Here is a 21,806-nt window from a genome sequence, read left to right on the forward strand (position 1 = left end):
AGAGGCTGTCTACAGTGGGACTTTTTGGCATGACCGAGAGAACTTACGCGCGCGTTGCGCTGCTGGCGCCGCTTGTCGTATCGGGCCTCGCTTTGTCCGGCTGCATGGGCTCGCCCACTTACGGGACCGACAAGACCGCGGGCGCGCAGCTTGCCGGCGACCTCACCGGGGCTTTTTCCTTCGCACCCAAGCGCAAGGATAGTATCGACTACAAGCCGCGCCCCACGCTGGTGAAGCCAGGGCCGGGGCAGAAGGAAGTCTTGCCGCCGCCGCAGGAAAGCATCGAGACGGCAAGCGCCGAATGGCCCGAATCGCCGGAGCAGCGCCGTGCCCGCCTGCGCGCCGATGCCACCCTGCATCAGGACGACCCGGCCTACCAGGCGCAGGTCATCGATGACGTGCAGACGGATCCGGCGTCGGTCAAGGCCGCGCTGAAGCAGTCGGGCTCGAGCCACCCGCCAGCCTGGACTCCGGCCGATTCGGACAAGAGCCGCGCCGCGGAAATCATGCGCCGCCGGGCTGAAGGCAAACAGGGCGACCCGACCACCCGCAGATATCTGAGCGAGCCGCCGGTGCAATACCGCGCTGCCGCCGCCACCGCGCCGCAGGGTGACCTCGGCGAGGACGAGTACAAGAAGGAACGCCGCCTCAAGAGGGAGGCGGCCGCCAAGAGTAAGAGCGGCGGCATGTTCGACTGGCTGCCCTGGTAGGCTGACGGCGCCAGAGACGTTCTTGCCCTGGATTGGCTGGCTGGATTGGCTGACTTGGATTTGGACCGTCTGCCGGACCAGAAATCAGGGTCCGCGTCGCTCGCGAAAAAAGTCCTTCAGCAATGCTGCTGCTGCGTTCTCGGCCATGCCCGGATAGATATCGGGCACATGGTGGCAGGTCGGTGACGTGAAGAAGCGAACGCCGTTGACCACTGCGCCGCCCTTCTCGTCGGCAGCGCCGAAATAAAGCCGGCGCAGCCTGGCGAAGGAGATGGCGCCGGCGCACATGGCGCACGGCTCCAGCGTCACATAGAGATCGTGGCCGCTGAGCCGCTCGCTGGAAAGCTTGCGGCAGGCCTCGCGGATCGCCAGCATCTCGGCATGGGCGGTGGGATCGGCAAACTCGCGGGTGCGGTTGCCGGCACTCGCAACGACCGTATCGCCGCCGGCGACGACCGCGCCAACCGGCACTTCGCCACGCAGGGCGGCGGCTTCGGCTTCTTTAAGCGCCAGCGCCATGAAATCCCGCCGCTTCACGCGGTTTCCATTCCGATTATCTCCTCGCCACTAGAGCGCGATCCTGTTACTACCCGCGCAAACGAGCAAAGGCCACATGGACGACAAAAACAAGAAATTCCCGCGCAAGGCCGGCCCGAAGCCGGCGGGGCCGCGTGGTCGCGATGGCGCTCCCGGCAAGGGTGGCAAGCCGTCCTTCGGCGCCAAAAAACCTTACGCTCCGCGCGGCGACCGGCCGGCGGCAGCCGAAGGCGAGCGGCCGAAGCGCGACTTCAAAGGCGGCGACAGGCCGTTCAGCAAAGGGCCGCGTCCGGAGGGCACGCCTTATGAAAAGCGCGAAGGTCCGCGCAAGCCTTACGCACCGCGCGGCGACCGGCCAGCAGCTGCCGAAAGCGAGCGCGGCGAGAGGCGCTTCGACCGTCCCAAGCGTGATTTTGGCGATCGTCCCAAGCGTGATTTTGGCGGCGATCGACCGCAAGGGGCACAAAGGGCACAGGCGGCATCGGAAGGCGGCTTCAAGCCGCGCCCGCGTCGTGTCGAGGCAACGGAAGAAGCCGGCGAACGCATTGCCAAGCGGCTGGCGCGTGCCGGCCTGGCCTCGCGCCGCGACGCCGAGGAATTGATTGCGGCCGGCCGCGTCAAGGTCAATGGCAAGGTGTTGTCCTCGCCGGCCTTCAACGTCATGCCCGGCGACATCATCCATCTCGATGGCATGGAGATCCCGCCGATCGAGCGCACCAGGCTGTTCCTGTTCCACAAGCCGGCCGGCGTGGTCACGACAAACCGCGATCCCGAAGGCCGCAAGACCGTCTTCGACGTGCTGCCGCCCGGGCTGCCGCGGCTGATGACCATCGGCCGGCTCGACATCAACACCGAAGGCCTGCTGCTGCTCACCAATGATGGCGGCCTGTCGCGCGTGCTCGAACTGCCGGCGACCGGCTGGTTGCGACGCTACCGCGTGCGCGTCCACGGCAAGGTCGAGGAAAGCGCGCTTGCCGGCCTGCGCGAAGGCATTGCCGTCGACGGCGTCTTTTACGGCGCCATCGAAGCGACGCTCGACCGCGAGCAGGGCTCGAACGCCTGGCTGACACTCGGCCTGCGCGAAGGCAAGAACCGCGAGGTCAGGAACATCCTGGGCGCGCTCGGTCTCGACGTGACGCGGCTGATCCGCATTTCCTACGGGCCGTTCCAGCTCGACGATTTGCCGGAAGGCCATGTGCTGGAGATCAAGGGCCGCGTGCTGCGCGACCAGCTCGGCGAGCGCCTGGTCGAAGAGTCCGGCGCCAATTTCGATGCCGATATCGCCAAGCCGTTTTCCAACAAGCCGGTCAGGCGTGAGCGCGAGGAGGAGCCCGAGCGGCCGAAATTCACCCGCGACGGCGAACGCCGGCCGATCGGCGAAGGCGGCCTGATCAAGAACCGCAAGCGGCGCGAGGGCAGCCGCGACGAAGCGCTCGGCAAGCTGTCGACAAGCCCTGACAGGAGCTTTGGGCCAAAAAAGAGCTTTGGCGAGCGTGGCCCCAGACCTGAACGCAGCGACTTCGGGGACAAACCCCGTGGCGACAAGCCTCGTGGCGGCTTCGGTGGGAAAAAATCCGAACGCGAGCAGCGGCCGATCGAGCCGCCGGGCCAGCGCAAGGCCAATGTCTGGATGGCGCCGGGCGCACGGCCGATCGGCAAGGGCAGAGCGGAGGCAGACGCCGCCAAGGCGGCAGAAAACAAGGCGCGCAAGGCATCGTTCAAGCCGTCTTACGGCAAGCCCGGCGGCAAGCCGCAAGGCGGCGGTGCAAAGCCGTTCGGCAAACCGCGCGGCGAGCGCCCGGATGGCGGTGGCGACCGGCCGCGCGGCGGCCCGAAAGGAAGCAATGCGGATCGTCGGCGGTGAGTTTCGCGGGCGTCCGCTGGCGACGCCCCGCACCTTTGCCATCCGCCCGACCACCGACCGCACGCGTGAGGCGGTCTTCAACGTGCTGGCGCATCGCTTTCCCGAAAGACTGGACGGCGCGCGCGTGCTCGACCTGTTCGCCGGCACCGGCGCGCTCGGCCTCGAAGCGCTGTCGCGCGGCGCCTCCTACGCTGTCTTCATCGAGGAATCCGCCGAAGGGCGCGGCCTGATCCGCACCAATGTCGAGGCCTTCGGCCTCACCGGCCGCACCAAGATTTTCCGCCGCGACGCGACGGGCTTGGGCGAGGCGGGCACCATCGCCGCATTCGGCCTGGTCTTTGCCGATCCGCCCTATGGCAAAGGCCTTGGCGAACGCGCCTTGCGCTCGGCCAAGGCCGGTGGCTGGCTCGCCCCCGGCGCGCTCTGCGTCGTCGAGGAAGCGGCGGTGGCGCCGTTCGAGGCAGGGCCGGGCTTTTCGGTTGTCGACGAGCGCAACTATGGCGAGACGGTCATCCGGTTCATCGAGGCCGCCTGAGTTCGGCTTCCACGATGGCGCCTTCAAAATGACGAACAATTCGCTTTGCCTCGACCAGCAACCCCGCCTATCGTCCCACTACAAACCGGAGCCATCTATGACATTTCAGGCTGAATGGCTGCGCGGAACGCTCTTGGGACTGGCTCTGGTGATGGCCGCGCCGGCTCTGGCGGATAACAATCCTGACGATGGCGTCGTCACCGATTTCCTGCTCGACAACGGCATGGAGATCGTCGTCATCCCCGATCACCGCGCCCCCATCGTCACCCATATGGTCTGGTACAAGATCGGCAGCGCCGACGAGCCGCCGGGCAAGTCCGGCATTGCCCATTTCTTCGAGCATCTGATGTTCAAGGCGACCAGCAACCATGCGGCGGGCGAGCTCGACCGTGCCGTCGCCGCCATCGGCGGCTCGGACAACGCCTTCACCTCCTACGACTACACCGCCTTTCACGAGACGGTGGTGCCTCAGGCGCTCGGTGAGATGATGGGCTTCGAGGCCGACCGCATGCGCAATCTCATCCTCAACGACGACGTCATCAAAACCGAGCGCGACGTCATCCTCGAGGAGCGCCGCTCGCGCATCGATAGCAATCCGCAGGCGGTGCTCGACGAGGAGATCGACGCCACGCTGTGGCAGAACCAGCCGTACCGCATTCCGGTCATCGGCTGGATGCAGGAGATGGAGAAGCTGAACCGCACCGACGCGATGGCCTTCTACAACAAATATTATACACCCAATAACGCCGTGCTGGTGGTGGCCGGCGATGTCGAGCCGGAAACGGTCAAGGCGCTGGCCGAAAAGACCTATGGCAAGGTCGCGCGCGGCCCGGATCTGCCGCCGCGCATCCGCCCGGTCGAGCCGGAGCAGAACACCAGGCGCACGGTGACGCTGACCGACGGGCGCGTCAGCGTGCCGAGCTTTACCACGCAATGGGTGGTTCCGTCCTATCACACGGCAAAGCCCGGCGAAGCCGAAGCGCTCGACGTGCTGTCCGAAATCCTCGGCGGCGGCAACCGCAGCCGGCTCTACCAGGAGCTTGTCGTCAGGCAAGGCATCGCCGCCGAGGCCGGCGCCTTCTTCCAGGGCACCATGCTCGACGACACCAATTTCACCGTCTACGGCGCGCCGCGCGGCGATGCCAAGCTTGCCGACATCGAGGCCGCGGTCGACGCCGAGATCGCCCGCATCGCGAAAGACGGCGTCACCAGCGACGAGCTGGAAAAATCCAAGGACCGTTTCGTACGCTCGATGATCTTTGCCCGCGACAAGCAGGAGGACATGGCCAACATCTACGGCTCGACGCTCGCCACAGGCGGTAACGTCCAGAACGTCCAGCAATGGCCGGACCGCATCCGCAAGGTCACCGCCGACCAGGTCAAGGAAGTCGCTGCCCGCTATCTCAATCTCGACCACGCAACGACCGGCTATCTTCTGCCGCAAACCCAAGCTGGGAATTGATTTGATGATGAGCCAGCATGGTCCCGCTCTGCCTTCCCCCCTCGTGGGCTCCTCACCTTCTCCCACAAGGGGAGAAGGGAAGCGCCAGCACGCCGGCCCTCTTCTAGCAACCCTGTTCCTCTCCCTTCTCTTTGTCATCCTGCCGGCGCTTTCCGCTCGCGCCGCCGTGAACATCCAGGAGGTGACCTCGTCGAAGGGCATCACCGCCTGGCTGGTGGAGGATTATTCGGTGCCGATCGTCGCTATCCGCTTCGTTTTCGATGGCGGCGCGACGCAGGATCCGCCCGGCAAGGAAGGGCTTGCCAATCTGATGAGCGGCCTGTTCGACGAAGGTGCCGGCAACCTCGACAGCGAGGCCTTCCAGATCAAGCTTGACGATGTCGGCGCCGAGATGAGCTTCGATGCGCAGCGCGACGGCATCTACGGCTCGATGCGCATGCTGGCCGAGCAGCGCGACGGCGCCTTCGACCTGTTGCGGGTGGCGGTCAACCAGCCGCGCTTCGACCAGGTGCCGATCGACCGCATCCGCGCGCAGATCCTGTCCGGCATCATCGCCAACGAGCGCGATCCCGATACGCTCGCCCAACGCAAATGGCTGGACGCGATCTACGGCACGCATCCCTATGCGCGGCCCGACCAGGGCACCAGGCAAAGCATCGCGATGATTACGCCGGCCGATCTCAGCGCCTTCCACAAGGCAAGTTTCGCCCGTGACGGCCTGCATGTCGCGGTGGTCGGCGCCATCGACGCCGAGACGCTGAAGCAGAAGCTCGACCTGGTGTTCGGCAGCCTGCCGGAAAAGCAGGCGCTTACGCCCGTTCCCGACATCGACCTGAAGCTCGGCCAGCAGCTCGAGGTCGTTTACGACCAGCCGCAGGCCTCGCTGCAACTCGCCTATCCCGGCGTGAAGCGGAATGCGCCGGATTTCTTCGCCGCCGTGCTGATGAACGAGATCCTCGGCGGCGGCACCTTCACCTCGCGGCTGTTCGACGAGGTGCGCGAGAAGCGCGGCCTGGCCTACAGCGTCAGCTCCGACCTCGTCGACCACCAGCATTCCGAGGCGCTGTCCATCACCACCTCGACCCGCGCCGATAGGGCGGCCGAGACGCTGGCCGTGGTGCGCGACGTGGTCAAGCGCATGGCCGAGGAGGGGCCGACCGAAGCCGAGCTGGCGGCGACCAAGAAATACATGATCGGCGCCTATGCCATCAACAATCTGAATTCCTCCGGCGCGATCGCCTCAACGCTGCTCGAGATTCAGCTCGGCAAGCTCGGCATCGACTACATGCAGCGCCGCGCCGCCCTGATAAACGCGGTGACGTTGGACCAGGTGAAAGCGGTGGCGAAAAAGCTGCTCTCCGCCGAGCCGGCCGTCATGGTGGTCGGGCCGAAGCTCGGCGCGGCCAACAAGGGATGAGCCCTAGCTTCGGCATCGCCTTTGGCGGCGGCGGGGCGCGTGGGCTGGCGCATATCCATGTCATCGAGGCGCTGGACGAGCTGGGCATAAGGCCGGCAGCAATCGCCGGCTCGTCGATCGGCGCCATCATGGGCGCCGGCATGGCCTCGGGCATGACCGGCAAGGACATCCACGACTATACGCGCTCGATCCTCGGCCGCCGCGCCGAAGTGGCGACGCGCATGTGGCGGGCGCGGCCCGGCACTTTTGCCGAAGCGTTGCAGGGCGGCTTGCGGGTCAGCCAGTTCAATGTCGAGCGCATCCTCAAGGCGTTCCTGCCCGACGCCATTCCCGAAACCTTCGCCGAATTGAAGATACCGCTGAAGGTGACGGCAACGGACTTTTATGGCCACCAGCTCGCCGTGTTCGACGAAGGCGAGCTGCATTCGGCGCTGGCCGCTTCGGCGGCGATCCCGGCGGTGTTCCGCCCGGTGATGCGCGACGGCAGGCTGCTGATCGACGGCGGCATCTACAATCCCGTGCCGTTCGACCTGATCGAGCTCGACGCCGACATCATCATCGCCGTCGACGTGGTCGGCGCGCCGACCGAGGCGGGCCGCAAATTCCCGACCTCCGTCGACCTGATGTTCGGCGCCACGCAGCTGATGATGCAGTCGATCATCGCCAGCAAGCTGAACCAGAGCCGGCCCGACATATTGATCAGGCCGGCGGTGTCGAAATACCGGGTGCTCGATTTCATGAAGGTCGAGGCGCTGATGGCCGAGACGGTGGCGATCAAGGACGAGCTGAAGCGCGAGATCGAGAAGGCGGTCGAGGCCCGCGCCAAGGCCGAAGCCAGCAAGCGCACGAACCGTCTCGGCGGATAACCGTAATCAAGCGTCCGGCGTCAGCGCCCGCTGGACCATGAGCGTATCCTTCGTAAGGGGCGCGGATCAGCTCGCGATTGGCGGCCATCTCAGCCCCACTTCATCTCGCCGGTGGCAACCTTGGAGCCGATGTCGAGCGCGACGCCCATGCCGAGGCCGGGGAAGCGGGCGTCCATGGCGCTCTTCAGTGCGGCAGCGTCCTTGGCCTTGGCCAGTTCTTCCTCGAAGGCGACGAGATAGGTTTTGGTGTGCTCGACGCCTGAAAGGTCCGTAGCGGCCTCAGGCGTCATGTGCCCGGGCACGACGATTGCCGGCTTGCGCGCCGCGATCTTTTCGAGATTGGCGAGCCAGGCGGCGCGCAGTTCCCTGGTCGGCGTGTCGGCGGTCCAGACATGCACGCCGGCAAAGATCATCACCCCGCCGAACACCGCATTCAGCGACGGCACGAAGAGATAGCGCCGGTTGGCGAGGCCTTCCGCGGCGACGATCTCGATGGTCTCGCCATCGACGCTGAGCGTCTTGCCGTCGAACGTTTCGGGGATGACGACGTCGGCCAGCGCCTGCGGGCCATTCTCCTTCAGCTGCGGCCCCCAGACGGCGAGCTTCTTTTCGACATTGCCGTTGATGGCGGCCACCGTCTCGGCTGCGGCGATCACCCGTACCTGCGGGAACGCCTCCTTGATCGGCTTGAGGCCGAAATAATAGTCCGGGTCGGACTGGCTGACATAGATGGTGGTGAGCGTCTTGCCCGTCGCCTTGATCGCCTCGGCCACGGCCCGGCCGTCGGGGTAAGTGAAACCGCCATCGATCAGCACGGCTTCGGTGGCGCCGGAGACCAGCACCGGGGCGCGGAAGAAGCCGTTTTGCCCGGCGGGGAAATGTTTCCAGGAAAGCCCGCCGGCCGCATGGCCAAGCCCGGCGGGAGCAAAGACCGCGGCAGCGCCGGCGGCGAGGGTGGTTTTCATGATGCTTCTCCGTGTGAACATGGATGTCTCCTGGGATCCGGAATTCGGCGGCCTCGATGCCCGCAAGATGGCAAAAGCGGAATGCGTATTGAAGGCCGACAAAATAGACGTAATGTATGCCATTGCCTGACAATGAGACTGCCTCTGCCATGAGCGAAGCATGAACCTGAACCGGCTGGCCTATTTCGCGGCGGTGGTCGATGCCGGCTCGTTCACGCGGGCCGCCGAGCGGCTGGGCATCACCAAGGCGGTGGTCAGCCAGCAGGTGGCGCGGCTGGAGCGCGATGTCGGAACGACGCTGCTGATCCGCACGACGCGGCGCGTCCATCCGACCGAGGCCGGCCGAACGTTCCATGCCCGCTGCCTGCAGGTCCTGCAGCAGGCCGAGGATGCATTCGACGAGCTCGCGCAGGCCGCCGCCGAGCCGACTGGCACGCTGCGCATCGCCGCGTCCAACGACTACGGCACATCGGCGGTGGTGCCGGTGGTCGCCGCCTTCAGCGCGCGCTATCCCGCCTGCCGGGTGGAGCTGACGCTGGGCGACGAGACGATCGATCTGGTTTCCGGCCACATCGACGTGGCCATCCGCGTCGGCTGGCTGGCCGATTCCAGCCTGCAGGCCCGGCGCATCGGCACCTTCCAACAATTCATGGTATGCGGCGCCGGCTTTGCAGGCCGGTTCACCGCCGGCGAACCGCAAGACCTCGCCGGGCTGCCCTTCGTCGCCAACATGGCGCTGCGCGAACCGCTGCTATGGCAATTTTCGCGCGGCGATGACGAGCAGCAGGCCGTGCGCATGCAGGCAACGATTTCGATCGACGCAACGCCGGCAGTGCTGGCAGCGGTCCGCGCCGGCGCCGGCCTGTCGGTGCTGCCGGACTTTTTGGTGCGGGACGAACTGGCCGCCGGGCGGCTGGTGCAGATCCTGCCCGAGTGGCGGCTGCCCTCCGGCGGCATCTACACAGTCTACCCCGCCGCCCGCTTCCGCCCGCCCAAGGTGACGAGGTTCGTCGAGCTGCTGATTGCGGCCGTGCAGAAGGTAGAGGCAGGCGGGCGGGGGCGGTAGCTTGGGTGAGGCGCTGATGGCCGAAGCTGCGATCTCCCCCCTTGAGGGGGAGATGGCCGGCAGGCCAGAGGGGGTCGGTTCGACCGGGCGCGGCCTGCCTCTTGCGTCGGTGGGGGTTGGCGCATTACGCGAGACGCCCCCCTCTGCCCTGCCGGGCATCTCCCCCTCAAGGGGGGAGATTGGCTCATCACCCCATTCCAGCCGCATACTCCAGCGCCACCACGCCGTTGCTGAATTGCGTGGCCGAGATCAGCTCGAGCGGCAATTGCGCGCCAGGCGGGAACAGCAGCTTGCCCTGGCCGACGGCACCGGGGTAGCTGAGCAGCCTGATGCGGTCGACCAGGCCATGGCGCAGCAATTCCTGCGCGACGCTGAGGCTGCCATGCACATAGATGTTGCCGCCGCTGCCTTGCTTCAGCCCTCTGACCGCTTCCGGCAATGCGCCCTGCAGCAGCTCGGCCGGCTGCCAGTCGAGCGCCTGCAAGCTGGTCGAGGCGACATATTTCGGCAGCGCGTTGAACCGGTCGGCGAAGTCTCCGGTCTCCTTGGGCCACGAGCCGGCAAAGATCTCATAGGTCGTGCGCCCCAGCAGCATGGCGCCACTGTCGGCAAGCTCGTCGTCCTTGAACTTTTGCATCTCATCGTTCCACGCCACGCTCGGGAGCTTCTCGACCTCGGCAATGCCATCGACGCTGATGAATTCGGTGATGATGAGTTTTCTCATGGCGGGTTCCTTCTGTCGGGACGGCCGTGCGGGTCTTGTGCGAACTGCACCGTCAACTAGCGCGGCGCTTTTTCAGGGGGAGGGCTTTCCCTGTTCAGAGTCGATCTACAATGACCGCCCCGCTGAGCAATGCCAGTTTCCTGACCAGTATCTGCGCCACGTCGAAGCATGCGTCGGCGACTGGATCATCTACTATGAGCCCAGCAAGGTAGAAGAGAGCCGTAGCTATTTCGCTGTGACTAAGGTCCAACAGCTTATCGCCGATCGTGCGAGTCACAGGCTGCCTACAGGTTGGCAATACCGGCTTTCAGCAGTCCTTCGCGGACGTGCTGCACATCAGACTCCTGGGCAAAGTGCAGGGTGGCGATAAATGAATCGAGGTCGAATTGGGGATCGAGCGTTCTGATCTTGCCTAGATGCGCCGCGGCCGCGATTTCGTCGCCGAGCCAGCCGTAGCAGGCAGCGGCGAAAGCGTGCTGAGCCGAGTCCATGGTTGACAGATGCATGAAAGCTTCGATCGCCTCGCCATACTGGCGCGCGGCGAAATGCGCCTTTCCCAGATGGCTCCAGAACCTCTCAGGGTGATGCGGGTTCAACTGCATTGCCTTGCGGATCCATTCAATTCCCTCTTCCGGCCTCCCCAGCCACGTCAACAACTCGCCTTGCTGCACCACCACGAGGTCGTAATTGGGATTGAGGGCCAGCGCCCGCTCTTGATGGTAGCGCGCAGTGGTCAGCTCATTGTTGTTCACGTTCACTGCCGCGAGAATGCGGTGGACATCGGCATCGTTGTTGTCCAGCGCCAGCGCCCTGTCCAGCGCCGCCATAATGTTGTTCCAGACGGCATCCCTGTCTTCGCACCAGTTATGGACCCAGGCCTGGCCAAGAATGCAGGCCCGCCAGGCATGGGCATGGGCATAATTGGGGTCGAGCGCGACGGCCCTTTCTATCAAGGTTTGCGCGCGTTCATTATCCGCAATCGTGCTTCGGTGATGCAGCACCTTGGCAGCAAGCACACATTCATACGCGGCCATGTTTGCAGGTTTCGCCCGCGCGAGCTGGTCCCGCTGAGCCGCCTCGACACGACCGGGCAGCGTGGCTGCGATCGCCGCGGTCACCTCATCCTGAATCGCGAATATGTCGTCCAGCTTCCGGTCATATTTGTCTGCCCAAATATGAGCGTCATTCGCCGTGTCGATAAGCTGAACCGTCACGCGCACCCTGTCGCCGATCTTGCGGACGCTTCCCTCCACCAGGTATTGGACGGTGAGTTTCTCGGCCACCTCGCGCACATTCACGGCGCGGTTCTTGTAGACGAAGCTGGAATTGCGCGAGATGACGAACAGCTCATGGTGGCGGGACAGTTCGGTGATGATGTCCTCGGTCAGTCCGTCCGCGAAAAATTCCTGCTCGGGGTCGCCACTCATGTTGGTGAATGGCAGCACCACTATCGAAGGTTTCGAGATGGATCGCTTGGCCTCGACTTCTGGCAGGACAGAACTATCAAACCCAACGCGATAGAGGCGAACCGGGCGGCTGATGTTCTTCAACGTCTTCTCGCCCAGGTCCTCCATGGCAATTTCGAGACGGTCGGCAATTTGGGTCGCCACCGCTGCGGTCACGCAGATACCGCCGACGTCGGCGAGTTGCTCGATGCGCGAGGCAATATTGACGCCGTCGCCGAAAATATCCTCATCGTCGAAAATGATGTCGCCGAGATTTATGCCGATCCTGAATTCGATACGCCGTTCTTGCGGCACATCCGAATTGCGCCTTTTCATGCGCTGTTGGATTTCCACGGCGCATTTCACGGCATCGGTCACGCTCTGGAACTCAACGAGCATGCCGTCTCCGGTGGTCTTGATGATCCGGCCCTTGTTCTTCGCGATGGCGGGATCGACCAGTTCTATGCGATGGGTCCGAAGGCGTGCGAGCGTGCCGGATTCATCGGCCTCCATTAGCCGACTGTAGCCCGCCATATCGGCAGCCAGAATTGCGGCTAGTCTCTGTTCCATCGCTTGAACCAAAAACCAAGCCTATCCTTCCTGGGCTGCCAAATCCAGCAATTTGGGCTTGTGGCTGAATCAAGACGTCTTCTACGGCAGTAGCAAGAAAGGGCGGATCAGAACCTTCCGCCTTCCGCTAGGTGGCTGCCAACTCGATCGCATCAATCGCGGGAGGGATCCGCGCGGCGTCAAGCTGGTCGAGGCGACATATTTCGGCAGCGCGTTGAACCGGTCGGCGAAGTCTCCGGTCTCCTTGGGCCACGAGCCGGCAAAAATCTGATAGGTCGTGCGCCCCAAAAGCATGGCGCCGCTGTCGGCAACCTCGTCGTCCTTGAACTCTTGCATCTCATCGTTCCAGGTCACGCTCGGCAGCTTCTCGATCTCGGCGATGCCATCGACGCTGATGAATTCGGTGACGATGAGGTTTGGCATGGCGGGTTCCTTTCTGGCAGGAGCCGGGCCGAGCGGGGCTTCCGAGAACCGCGCCGTGAAAAACAAAATAGAGCAGCGCATTGTTGTTTTAAGGCGACGTCAGACACGAGCGTCGACCTTCGTCGATCTGAGGCTTTGCGCCAACTCAAACCGGCAGCAGAAGCGCGTGGGCGAGCGGAAGCAATGTGGACGGCCGGTGCTTGTTTGTCCACGATGGCCGCTTTTGACCCGAAGCAGACTCTCGCAAACCGAGCCGTGCACGACAGCTTTGCGCCCAAACTCGGTCATTCCAGCCCCTTTGTCAATTTCCCGAACGCGGACGTCGGAGAGGTCTCGGTCGAACGGCTGCAATTGGGGACAATTTGGAATGTCTTCAATCGACTGCGCACAAGCGAGAACAGACATTCACCCAGTTGGTATGTAACGTGCCATCGGTTTGAGCAGTCAATACCAAAATCCAGGGCAACGCATTGTTCTGTGGAAACCGCGTCAAGCGTCTCTGCGTCCGCGACTGTGGCCTGTATCCTATCGACTTTGGATGCACTCGGAGAGGTGTTAGTACGATGAATCATTTGGCCTCAATTCATGGGACTCTGGAATAACTTGCGGAAAATCTTTACTAGAATACCAGGTTGGCTCGGCCGATTGAACGAGTCGGCTGGCGGGCAATCGAAGTTCATTGACCTCGCTCCCACCGATAAGGCGGACGAGGCAGGGGTCTATTCCGATGCGCTGCTCTACGCGACGAATAATCCTAGAGTTTCGAATATTGCGCTGACAGGCCCGTATGGTTCGGGAAAAAGCAGTATCATCAAATCATTTCTGAAAAAATACAAACGCCCCATCCTGCAGATATCGCTTGCTGCATTCCTGCCCGAAGCCACGGCCACTGGTGGCGAGGTAAGTAAACAGGAGATAGAAAGAAGCATTCTTCAACAAATGCTTTATGGCGCTGACGCGAATAAGCTTCCCCTCTCAAGGTTCAAGAGAATCCAATCTCCAAGCAGGTGGTCGATATTCACATCATTATATATTATTTTTGGTCTATTCGCATGCTGGAACCTTCTGCAAAATCGCGAAAAGATTATCAATGGCGAGTACCTCCTCCCCCTGGCCGCCAGCAACTGGTTCAATCTCACCTGCTTCGCCGTAGGGGTCTCGTTCCTCTGGCTAGCCCTGCACCATTTCTACGTCGCGAGTTTCGGCGTCTCCTTGAAGAGCATATCGCTGAAGGACATCGAAATTACTCCCGAAGCGGTAAATCAGGAGTCAATATTAAACCGCCATTTGGACGAGATTATCTATTTCTTCCAGTCAACGAAATATGATCTCGTAGTCATCGAGGATCTGGACAGGTTCAATAACTCTGAGATTTTCGTCACCCTGCGTGAGATCAACAGTCTCGTAAATGAGAATTCGGGCGTAAAACGAACCATCCGCTTCCTCTACGCGCTTCGTGACGACATGTTTGTGAATACAGACCGGACCAAATTTTTCGAGTTCATCATCCCTGTCATACCGATCATTAACAGCTCGAACTCGATCGATAAGGTATTAGAGCAGGGAAAGAGGCTCTCACTGGATAACCGGCTTGACCGGCAGTTTCTGCGTGAAGTTTCGCGGTATCTCAATGACCTAAGGCTTATCCAGAATATCTTCAACGAATACGCGATCTATGTCGCCAATCTGGAGACCGGTGGCGAGAACGTGCTGGATGCGAACAAGCTCTTGGCGGTCCTAATTTACAAGAACGTATTTCCCAGGGATTTTGAGAACCTGCATCGCGGCAAGGGTGATCTCGCACGGATCCTTGACCGTCACCATGAATTTATCGCCGACGGTGAAGCAGAATACAGGGCTAAGATATCTAGCCTCGAAGAGCAAGTCGATAATGCCGACAGGCAGGTCCCTTCCGATCTACAAGAACTGCGCAGAATCTATGCGATGGCTCTAATCGAGAAACTTCCAACTTCGGTGTCTCACATCGGCGTCAACGAGCAAAATCTTATAGAACTTTCTTCCCTCGCGAAGCACGATTCATTGGAGCAAATTATCGAAGCACCGCAGGTCACTTATAGATTACATCAAACCTATCCGCAGAGGCTCAACATCGCTGGATTTCAGGCTGAAATCGATCCTCTTAGGACTTATAAGCAGCGCAGGGGCGAGATTGAGCGTCGGGCCGTTGGGTTTAAGAACGCCGCCTCGAAAAACATTAACGACTTGAGATCGAAGGTCTCCGTTCTACGGATAGCCAAGTTCAACGAAATAATTCGGCTGAACGCCAAGGCAGCGGAGGATCTTTTTGAGGCATTCGGTGATAACAGAGAACTTGCTCGGTTTTTGGTATTCGAAGGGTATCTTGACGACACCTATTACCAGTATACATCGCTTTTCCATTCAGGGCGACTTTCGCCAAATGACAACAAATTCCTGATTCAGATACGTGGGTTCGTTAGTCCAGAACCGGGCTTCCAAATAGATAATCCTAATGAGGTCATCGCAGCGATGCGCGATGACGATTTTCGGCAGGGCTATGTTCTCAATGTAAATATCGTGGATTGTCTGCTTAGCGATTCATCCGCATATACTCTGCAGACGGCGAACCTTTTTGAATTTATCGAGTCCGATTTCGAAAAATGCGAGGCGTTCTTTACGACCTACTACGCGACGGGCGCCAAGGTTTCTGCCTTGGTATCAGGGCTGGTCGAGACGTGGGCAGGGTTTGTTCCTGCTGCTATCGGCACGCCCAGGAACCTGTCGCATGTAGCGCAAATCATCGCGCATTTACCAGCGCGGGCCCTGGAAGCACTACCCGGTAAGTATCCAGACATTTCCGGGTTTGTCTCGGTCAATCTGCCGCAGATACTGGCATTGGGGATTGATTTCGAGCCCGCCAGGCTGAAGTACCTTGGGATCGAGATAGCAGACCTACCCGCCATTGAGGGCTTTGCCGGGATTGCGCGTTTCCTCTTCGAGGAGGGGCTCTATAGCCTTACCATCGACAACGTGGAGTTCATATTCCGGGCCGTCATGGGCTTGGGCGATCCGCATCACTTGCGGACACAACATTACACTACTGTCCTGAAGACCGCGAATGCCGCGCTGATTTCCAGGATCGAGCGCAACTTCGGAGACTATCTTAAAGATATAATTTTGGAACTTGAGGAGAATTCGCAGGAGAGCATTCCAGCTATCCTTTCCGTTATCGCGCGCGAGGAGATCGACCTAGGCGACCTCAGCACCTTCCTCGAGAAGCAATCGGCGCTCATTCCTTCGCTAGAACAGGCGCCCACGCGTCTCCACGCTCTGCTTTTCCAGTTCGCGAAGGTCGAAGCGTCCTGGGACAACTGCCTTGCGTTTCTTGCTAGCGGAAACTTCGACGCCAACAGCCTCACCGCCTACCTGAACACGAAGCCGACGCTGGCAGTACTCTCGCAGCATGCAATTCCCAATGATGAAAAGGCATCTACCTTGCGCAGCTTCCTCATCGAAAACGATGCTCTGCAAGACGCCGTGTACCGCACTTACGTCCAAGGCTTGCCGAGGCATTTCTCCAAATTTCCGGAGAATCTCGGGGCCGGCAAGTTGCAGATCGTGATAGAAGAAGGAAAGGTCACGTTCTCCCACGCAAATCTGTCGTTCCTGGAGGCCAATAGCGACCTCCAAGTTTTGTTCGTGACCAAAAACATCGAGCAATATCTGGACAACGAAAGCACGTTCGCCGTTGATGACGAGTTTCGCGAAAAGCTGCTCGCCTCCGATGTCCGCGATGACCATAAACTGGCGATTGTCCGGTCAATGGATCTCACCCTGCTCGCCAGCCTGCCGTCTCGCGCGGGTGCCGTGGGGCCGATACTAGACCGGACCGGGGCAGACATGAGCGTGCTCGATACAGGATCTGCGCGCGCAATTGTCGTGAACTCGGCGCCTATCTCCGTTCAGATTTCGTTGTTCAACAAATGCAAAAGCATCCTAGGTGATGGGGATGTACGCGAAATCCTCGCATTGCTCCCCGAGCCGTTCTCAGACATCAAAACCGGGTACAGCACCCCGAGGATTAAGAAGACGGAGGGAAACATTGAACTGGTAAAGTGGCTCGACTCTCGAGACATCATCTCCTCGTGGAGGGAGGCGCTATTCTCGGATGAAATTCGTATAAATCTATACAGACGCTGATTAGAATGGCTGAGAATCCGGAGTCTGGCATAGTCCGCAGTGAACGTTCGCTCTACCTGGAGGAGCAGAATTGTGACTGCACCGGCTGTTGTCCGACAGCATTTTCGTAACGTCATCCTGAAAGGCCTGCGAACGACGGGTTCGTCCCAATCTCCCTCACAGGAACGAGTGGGCAGTTGAGGGCGCGCGATTTGGTTCCTTGAACGTCCGCTTTTGGGGCGACTGCTAACCGGCTCGCCCGAATGTCAGCTTTCCCAATTCCCGTGCCTGAAACCGGACAAGCGGGAGACGGCCCCAAACGGGACGTCTGAGTAGTGGTTCGGCAATGACCGTCCTTGGCGCAAAGTGGTCGTAGGATACCGCACTCAACAGGAAATCTCGAATACCCATAACCAAGTTCTCCCTCTTGCCATCCCCTCTACCTTCCCCTAATCTCCCAGTTGAGAAAACCTTTTCCCAAATCGCCCCGCATCCGCTGACCTCACCATTCAGCACCTCGCAGGACCATAAGAGAAAAGCTTTTCTCAAATGGGAGGATCGATATCCAAATCATGGCGTCCGACGCGCAGCCAACGCCTGTTTCTGCCAAGCAGCCGGTCACCTTGCGTGAGGTGGCAGCCCTTGCCGGCGTCAGCGTCGCCACGGCTTCAAAAGCGCTGAACGGGCAGGGGCGGATGACGGCTGAGACGCGGACCCGCATTCGCGAGACGGCGCAGCGGCTTGGCTTTCGCCCGAACAGCCTGGCGCAGAGCCTGTTGCGGCGGCGCTCCTTTACCGTCGGGCTTTTGACCAACGACACCTATGGCCGCTTTTCGCTGCCGCTGATGGCCGGCGTTTCCGATGCGCTGGTCGATGCCGGGGTCTCGGTGTTCCTGTGCAATGTCGAGGACGACCCGCGCCTTGCCCAGCTGCATGTCGATGCCATGCTCGACAAGCGCGTCGACGGCATCATCGCCACCGGCAAGCGCATCGACCGCCATCTGCCGGTCGATCTTGCCAATCTGGGCATTCCGGCGATCTATGCCTTCACCGAGCCCGATCCAAACGCCATCGCTTTTGTGTCTGACGATGCCGGCGGGGCGCGGCTGGCGGTCGAGCACTTTTGCCGCCTCGGGCGGCGGCGCATCGCCCATGTCAGCGGTCCCGCGAGCTTTGCCGTGGTGCATGCCCGCGCCGAGGCCTATCGCGAGGTGCTGGCCGAGAACGGCCTGCCGGTCATGGAGCCGCTGCTCGGCCAGTGGTCGGAAGCCTGGGGCCACGAGGCGGTCGCAAAACTGTTCGACGGCGAGGGGTTCGACGGCACGCGCGAAAAGCCCGATGCGGTGTTTTGCGGCAACGACCAGATCGCGCGCGGCGTCATCGACGCCTTGCGCGAGCGCGGTATCGGCGTGCCGGACGCGGTCGGCGTCATCGGTTTCGACAATTGGCAGATCGTCGCCGAGGCAACCCGGCCGCCGCTGACCTCGGTCGACATGAACCTTGCAGCACTTGGCCGCGAGGCCGGCCTTGCCTTGCTTTCGCTCGTCGGCGGCGAACCCGCTTTGCCGGGCATCAGAAAACTGCCGTGCCGGCTGGTGGTGCGTCAGTCATGCGGCCGTCCGCCGGACGGCTGAACGAAACGGGCCGTGTCGATAGTCACCCGCTTGGGGGCGCGGCTAAATTAAGACGCTAAATTAAAACCATGTGGAGGAGAAGCATGAGAACCACCATTACCGGGCTCGCCATCGCCGCGAGCATTTTCGGCACGCTGGCAACAGTCGGCTCGGCCGCCGCCGACACCGCCAACATCTGGGTTCGCGCCGACGGCTCGAACTTCATGCCGCGCGTCGTCGATGCCTTCAACAAGGGGCATCAGAACCAGATCAAGCTGGACATCATCCCCAATGCCGAAATCATCCCGAAATACGGCGCTGCGGCTGCCGGCGGCACCGCACCCGACGCGCTGTCGCTCGACCTGATCTACACGCCGTCCTTCGCCGCCGCCGGCCAGCTGGAGGACATCACCGACTGGGCGAAATCGCTGCCCTATTTCGCCAGCCTGTCGCCGGCGCATGTCAAGACCGGCACCTATAAGGACCGCATCTACGGGCTGCCGTTCTCGGCAGACTCTTCAGTGCTGATCTGGAACAAGAAGCTGTTCAAGCAGGCCGGCCTCGACCCGGAAAAGGGCCCAACCAACTGGGCCGAGATCGAAGCCGACGCCGAAAAGGTCAACGCGCTCGGCGGCGACATCAAGGGCTTCTACTTCTCCGGCAATTGCGGCGGCTGCAACATCTTCACCTTCACGCCGCTGATCTGGGCCTCGGGCGGCGACATCCTCACCGAGGACGGCTCCAAGGCGACGCTGGACACGCCGCAGATGCGCGGCGCCATCGACCTCTACCGTTCGATGGTCAAGAAGGACCTGGTGCCTTCAGGCGCGCAGACCGACACCGGCTCCAACTTCTTTGCCGCCTTCGCCACCGGCAATATCGGCATCTCGCCGTCGGGCGCCTTCGCCATCGGTGCGCTGAACACGCAATACCCGGATATCGACTACGGCATCACCTTCCTTCCCGGCAAGGATGGCAGCTGGTCGTCGTTTGCCGGCGGCGACAATTTCGTCGTCACCAAGGGCACCACCAAGGTCGCGGTGGTGAAGGAGTTCCTCGATTTCGCCTATTCGCTCGAGGGCCAGACCATTCTGGCGAAATACGGCAGCCTGCCGGTGCGCGGCGACATCGCCAATGAGGCGCTGAAAGACCTCGACCCGCGCTACAAGGTCGCCGCTGAAGCCATGGCCAAGGGCCGCACGCCCTATTCGGTGGTGTTCAACGACCTAATCAACTCGGCCAACGGTCCGTGGAACCAGATGATGAACGAGGTCTTCTTCGGCGAAGACGTCGACGGCGCCATCGCCAACGCGCAGGAGACGATGCAGTCGATCATCGATTCGGCGCCGCAGAAGTAAAGCGCCACCTCCCCCTCGAGGGGAGGTCGGACCGAAGGTCCGGGTGGGGTCGTTGCGGCAGTGCTCGACGTTTCTGTCGGCGCACTTCGCACAAGACCCCACCCCCGCAGCCCCTTAACCTCCCCCTTGAGGGGAGGTCGGACCGCAGGTCCGGGTGGGGTCATCGCGGCAGTGCTCGACGCTCTTTTGATGTCGGCGCGCTTCGCGGAGGACCCCACCCCCGGCCTTCGACCGGACCCTCCCCTCAAGGGGGAGGGGGACGTAGCGCTAACGGAAGACCACGGCATGACCACCATCACAGCAATCTCCGCGCCAGCGCGCGCGTACAAACTGGTCGGCGCCGGCCGCCGGCAGTGGATCGGCCTGCTCTATGTCGCGCCGGCCGTCGCCCTGGTCGTCGTCTTCTTCATCGTGCCGCTTTGCATGACCGCCTGGATGTCGCTGCACAACTGGCCGCTGATGGGCGCGCATAGCTTTATCGGCCTCGACAATTACTGGGCGATCCTGCGCGACACCCGCTTCTGGAACGCGCTGAAGTTCACCGGCTACTACACGGTGGTGGTGACGATCGCGATCTTCGCCGTCGCCTTTCCGCTGGCGCTGTTCATCGAAAGGCCGCGGCAGCTGACCGGCTTCTACCGGACGTCCTTCTTCATGCCGGCGGTTATCGGTTTCGCCTCGGCGAGCCTTTTGTGGTCGTGGCTGCTCAATGTCGATTCCGGCCTGTTCAGCCCGGCCGCCTTCGAGCTTGGCCTGACCGAGAAGAAATTCAACCTGCTGGCGACCTTCCAGCCGGCCTTCTGGTCGATCATCGCCATGGTGGTGTGGAAGGTGGCGGGCTTCACCATGATCATCCTGATGACCGGCCTGCAATCGATCCCGCCGGATCTGCAGGAGGCGGCGATGATCGACGGGGCAGGGCCATTCGCGCGGTTCCGCGCGATTACCTTGCCCTTGATGCGCCGCACGCTGGCGCTGGCGTTGATCCTGTCGGTTGCCGGCTCGATCCTCGCCTTCGACCAGTTCTACATCATCCTGCGCGGCGGGCCGCGCAACCAGACGCTGACCGCCGTCTACTGGATCTTCAACCAGTCCTTCGTGTCGTTCAAGCTCGGCTATGGCGCAGCACTTTCGATGGTCCTGCTGGTCATCCTGGTGGCGCTCAGCCTCATCCAGCTGCGGCTGCTGCGCAATCCCGAGGGGGTCGACTGATGGCGCAGGCAAGGAGCCGCGAACGCCGCATCGGCATGCAGATCGCCGAGCACTCGACCGGCATCATCGCGTCCATTCTGTTCCTGGCACCGATCGTCTGGACAGTGCTTTCGGCCTTCAAGCCGGCGCAGGAGGCGCGCCAGCCGCCGCTGCCGCCCTGGCCGACCAGCGGCATCTCGCTCGAGAACTACGCCACGCTCAACACCTTTGGCGACGGCCTGTGGCTGCCGGCGCAAAACAGCATCTACGTCTCGGTCATGACGGTGGTGCTGTCGGTGATCGTCAGCGTGCTCGCCGGCTACGGTTTCTCGCGCTTCCGCTTTCCGCTGAAGAACTTGCTGTTCGTCGTCATCCTGTCGACGATCATGATCCCGTTCCAGTCGATCCTGACGCCGATCTTCCTGGTGCTGACAAAAATCGGCCTGCACAACACGCTGACCGGGCTGGTCTGCGTCTACGTCACGCTGCAGCTGCCGTTCTCGATCTTCATGATGCGCAACGCCTTCGACGCGGTGCCGCGCGAGATCGAGGAGGCCGCCCGCATGGACGGCGCCAACAACGTCACCATGCTGCTGAGGGTCATGCTGCCGCTGGTCTGGCCGGGCATCGTCACCATCGCGCTGTTCGCCTTCCTAGGCGCCTGGAACGAGTTTTTGGCAGCTCTGGTGCTGATGACCGACCAGTCCAAATTCACGCTGCCGATCATGATGACCGCGCTGCAGTCCGGCCGCTTCGGCGCCATCGACTGGGGCGCCGTGCAGGCCGGCGTCACCGTGATGATGGTGCCGTGCCTGGTGCTCTTCCTTTTGCTGCAGCGCTTCTACATCCGCGGCCTGATGGCAGGGGCCGTGAAGTGACCAATCGAACCGAACCGGAGTAAA

The 21,806-nt window shown here is 61.9% G+C and carries 18 protein-coding genes and 1 pseudogene; 14 read left to right on the top strand and 5 right to left on the bottom strand.

What is annotated here, in order from left to right:
* Nucleotides 1–29: 29 nt before the first annotated feature.
* Nucleotides 30–710 (top strand): hypothetical protein, encoded by a 681-nt coding sequence (locus NKI70_RS09035; RefSeq protein ID WP_352458053.1) that lies wholly within the window; start codon nucleotides 30–32, stop codon nucleotides 708–710.
* Nucleotides 711–794: 84 nt separating this feature from the next.
* Here NKI70_RS09035 and NKI70_RS09040 read toward each other — a convergent pair whose 3' ends face one another.
* A complete protein-coding gene (locus NKI70_RS09040; RefSeq protein ID WP_352699122.1) occupies nucleotides 795–1,247 on the bottom strand; it encodes a nucleoside deaminase in 453 nt (150 codons plus the stop codon).
* Between the two features lie 76 nt (nucleotides 1,248–1,323).
* Between NKI70_RS09040 and NKI70_RS09045 the strand changes: the two genes are divergently transcribed.
* The 5 genes from NKI70_RS09045 (at nucleotide 1,324) to NKI70_RS09065 (ending at nucleotide 7,391) form a co-directional block, all read left to right on the top strand.
* Complete coding sequence (locus NKI70_RS09045; RefSeq protein WP_352699120.1) at nucleotides 1,324–3,111, top strand: pseudouridine synthase; 1,788 nt, start codon at nucleotides 1,324–1,326, stop codon at nucleotides 3,109–3,111.
* A complete protein-coding gene (gene rsmD, locus NKI70_RS09050; RefSeq protein ID WP_352616872.1) occupies nucleotides 3,092–3,646 on the top strand; it encodes a 16S rRNA (guanine(966)-N(2))-methyltransferase RsmD in 555 nt (184 codons plus the stop codon). Before NKI70_RS09045 ends, rsmD begins: the two co-directional genes overlap by 20 nt.
* Nucleotides 3,647–3,743: 97 nt before the next feature.
* Nucleotides 3,744–5,108 (top strand): M16 family metallopeptidase, encoded by a 1,365-nt coding sequence (locus tag NKI70_RS09055; RefSeq protein ID WP_352624310.1) that lies wholly within the window; start codon nucleotides 3,744–3,746, stop codon nucleotides 5,106–5,108.
* 166 nt (nucleotides 5,109–5,274) lie between these two features.
* Nucleotides 5,275–6,525: a M16 family metallopeptidase gene (locus NKI70_RS09060; protein ID WP_502897770.1), complete on the top strand. Its 1,251-nt coding sequence runs from the start codon at nucleotides 5,275–5,277 to the stop codon at nucleotides 6,523–6,525.
* Nucleotides 6,522–7,391: a patatin-like phospholipase family protein gene (locus NKI70_RS09065; protein ID WP_352569779.1), complete on the top strand. Its 870-nt coding sequence runs from the start codon at nucleotides 6,522–6,524 to the stop codon at nucleotides 7,389–7,391. The genes NKI70_RS09060 and NKI70_RS09065 overlap by 4 nt, the downstream gene beginning before the upstream one ends.
* An 89-nt stretch (nucleotides 7,392–7,480) precedes the next feature.
* Here NKI70_RS09065 and NKI70_RS09070 read toward each other — a convergent pair whose 3' ends face one another.
* Entirely contained in the window at nucleotides 7,481–8,377 is an 897-nt protein-coding gene (locus tag NKI70_RS09070) for an MBL fold metallo-hydrolase (RefSeq protein ID WP_352699115.1), read from the bottom strand.
* Here NKI70_RS09070 and NKI70_RS09075 point away from each other — a divergent pair.
* Both NKI70_RS09075 and NKI70_RS09080 read left to right on the top strand, forming a co-directional pair.
* Nucleotides 8,355–8,486, top strand: a complete 132-nt coding sequence (locus tag NKI70_RS09075) for a hypothetical protein (RefSeq protein WP_023674354.1) — start codon at nucleotides 8,355–8,357, stop codon at nucleotides 8,484–8,486. The genes NKI70_RS09070 and NKI70_RS09075 overlap by 23 nt on opposite strands.
* A gap of 30 nt (nucleotides 8,487–8,516) precedes the next feature.
* The gene (locus NKI70_RS09080; RefSeq protein WP_352724491.1) at nucleotides 8,517–9,422 is read left to right on the top strand and encodes a LysR family transcriptional regulator; all 906 of its coding nucleotides are present in this window, start codon (nucleotides 8,517–8,519) and stop codon (nucleotides 9,420–9,422) included.
* Nucleotides 9,423–9,609: 187 nt separating this feature from the next.
* Here the strand turns inward: NKI70_RS09080 and NKI70_RS09085 are convergent, their stop codons facing one another.
* Nucleotides 9,610–10,146, bottom strand: coding sequence for a dihydrofolate reductase family protein (locus tag NKI70_RS09085; RefSeq protein WP_352593045.1), 537 nt, complete (start codon nucleotides 10,144–10,146; stop codon nucleotides 9,610–9,612).
* A gap of 37 nt (nucleotides 10,147–10,183) precedes the next feature.
* On the opposite strand from NKI70_RS09085, the pseudogene NKI70_RS09090 reads away from it, so the two are divergent.
* Nucleotides 10,184–10,411 (top strand): annotated as a pseudogene (locus NKI70_RS09090) (hypothetical protein); the annotation flags it as partial.
* Between the two features lie 19 nt (nucleotides 10,412–10,430).
* Here NKI70_RS09090 and NKI70_RS09095 read toward each other — a convergent pair.
* Together NKI70_RS09095 and NKI70_RS09100 are read right to left on the bottom strand one after the other, a co-directional pair.
* Nucleotides 10,431–12,161, bottom strand: a complete 1,731-nt coding sequence (locus NKI70_RS09095; protein ID WP_352692504.1) for an adenylate/guanylate cyclase domain-containing protein — start codon at nucleotides 12,159–12,161, stop codon at nucleotides 10,431–10,433.
* Between the two features lie 81 nt (nucleotides 12,162–12,242).
* Nucleotides 12,243–12,584 carry a dihydrofolate reductase family protein gene (locus NKI70_RS09100; RefSeq protein WP_352692489.1) on the bottom strand — a complete coding sequence of 114 codons (342 nt, stop codon included), beginning with the start codon at nucleotides 12,582–12,584 and terminating at the stop codon, nucleotides 12,243–12,245.
* Between the two features lie 585 nt (nucleotides 12,585–13,169).
* On the opposite strand from NKI70_RS09100, the gene NKI70_RS09105 reads away from it, so the two are divergent.
* The 5 genes from NKI70_RS09105 to NKI70_RS09125 all read left to right on the top strand — a co-directional run bounded on the left by NKI70_RS09105 (nucleotide 13,170) and on the right by NKI70_RS09125 (nucleotide 21,782).
* Nucleotides 13,170–16,763 (top strand): YobI family P-loop NTPase, encoded by a 3,594-nt coding sequence (locus NKI70_RS09105; RefSeq protein WP_502898921.1) that lies wholly within the window; start codon nucleotides 13,170–13,172, stop codon nucleotides 16,761–16,763.
* Between the two features lie 551 nt (nucleotides 16,764–17,314).
* A complete protein-coding gene (locus tag NKI70_RS09110; RefSeq protein ID WP_352724494.1) occupies nucleotides 17,315–18,376 on the top strand; it encodes a LacI family DNA-binding transcriptional regulator in 1,062 nt (353 codons plus the stop codon).
* An 83-nt stretch (nucleotides 18,377–18,459) separates the two neighbouring features.
* The gene (locus NKI70_RS09115; protein WP_352692492.1) at nucleotides 18,460–19,713 is read left to right on the top strand and encodes an ABC transporter substrate-binding protein; all 1,254 of its coding nucleotides are present in this window, start codon (nucleotides 18,460–18,462) and stop codon (nucleotides 19,711–19,713) included.
* 285 nt (nucleotides 19,714–19,998) lie between these two features.
* Nucleotides 19,999–20,925, top strand: a complete 927-nt coding sequence (locus NKI70_RS09120) for a carbohydrate ABC transporter permease (protein ID WP_023674365.1) — start codon at nucleotides 19,999–20,001, stop codon at nucleotides 20,923–20,925.
* Complete coding sequence (locus NKI70_RS09125; protein ID WP_352724495.1) at nucleotides 20,925–21,782, top strand: carbohydrate ABC transporter permease; 858 nt, start codon at nucleotides 20,925–20,927, stop codon at nucleotides 21,780–21,782. The genes NKI70_RS09120 and NKI70_RS09125 overlap by 1 nt, the downstream gene beginning before the upstream one ends.
* Nucleotides 21,783–21,806: the final 24 nt, after the last annotated feature.

Source organism: Mesorhizobium sp. M0500 (assembly GCF_040321165.1).
Taxonomy (GTDB): Bacteria; Pseudomonadota; Alphaproteobacteria; order Rhizobiales; family Rhizobiaceae; genus Mesorhizobium.

Excerpts from the sequence above, each read along its gene's own strand:
- NKI70_RS09035 (WP_352458053.1), top strand. The coding sequence starts at position 30 with ATGACCGAGAGAACTTACGCGCGCGTTGCGCTGCTGGCGCCGCTTGTC.
- NKI70_RS09045 (WP_352699120.1), top strand. The coding sequence starts at position 1,324 with ATGGACGACAAAAACAAGAAATTCCCGCGCAAGGCCGGCCCGAAGCCG.
- rsmD (WP_352616872.1), top strand. The coding sequence starts at position 3,092 with ATGCGGATCGTCGGCGGTGAGTTTCGCGGGCGTCCGCTGGCGACGCCC.
- NKI70_RS09055 (WP_352624310.1), top strand. The coding sequence starts at position 3,744 with ATGACATTTCAGGCTGAATGGCTGCGCGGAACGCTCTTGGGACTGGCT.
- NKI70_RS09065 (WP_352569779.1), top strand. The coding sequence starts at position 6,522 with ATGAGCCCTAGCTTCGGCATCGCCTTTGGCGGCGGCGGGGCGCGTGGG.
- NKI70_RS09075 (WP_023674354.1), top strand. The coding sequence starts at position 8,355 with ATGATGCTTCTCCGTGTGAACATGGATGTCTCCTGGGATCCGGAATTC.
- NKI70_RS09070 (WP_352699115.1), bottom strand. The coding sequence starts at position 8,377 with ATGTTCACACGGAGAAGCATCATGAAAACCACCCTCGCCGCCGGCGCT.
- NKI70_RS09080 (WP_352724491.1), top strand. The coding sequence starts at position 8,517 with ATGAACCTGAACCGGCTGGCCTATTTCGCGGCGGTGGTCGATGCCGGC.
- NKI70_RS09085 (WP_352593045.1), bottom strand. The coding sequence starts at position 10,146 with ATGAGAAAACTCATCATCACCGAATTCATCAGCGTCGATGGCATTGCC.
- NKI70_RS09095 (WP_352692504.1), bottom strand. The coding sequence starts at position 12,161 with ATGGAACAGAGACTAGCCGCAATTCTGGCTGCCGATATGGCGGGCTAC.
- NKI70_RS09100 (WP_352692489.1), bottom strand. The coding sequence starts at position 12,584 with ATGCCAAACCTCATCGTCACCGAATTCATCAGCGTCGATGGCATCGCC.
- NKI70_RS09105 (WP_502898921.1), top strand. The coding sequence starts at position 13,170 with ATGGGACTCTGGAATAACTTGCGGAAAATCTTTACTAGAATACCAGGT.
- NKI70_RS09110 (WP_352724494.1), top strand. The coding sequence starts at position 17,315 with ATGGCGTCCGACGCGCAGCCAACGCCTGTTTCTGCCAAGCAGCCGGTC.
- NKI70_RS09115 (WP_352692492.1), top strand. The coding sequence starts at position 18,460 with ATGAGAACCACCATTACCGGGCTCGCCATCGCCGCGAGCATTTTCGGC.
- NKI70_RS09120 (WP_023674365.1), top strand. The coding sequence starts at position 19,999 with ATGACCACCATCACAGCAATCTCCGCGCCAGCGCGCGCGTACAAACTG.
- NKI70_RS09125 (WP_352724495.1), top strand. The coding sequence starts at position 20,925 with ATGGCGCAGGCAAGGAGCCGCGAACGCCGCATCGGCATGCAGATCGCC.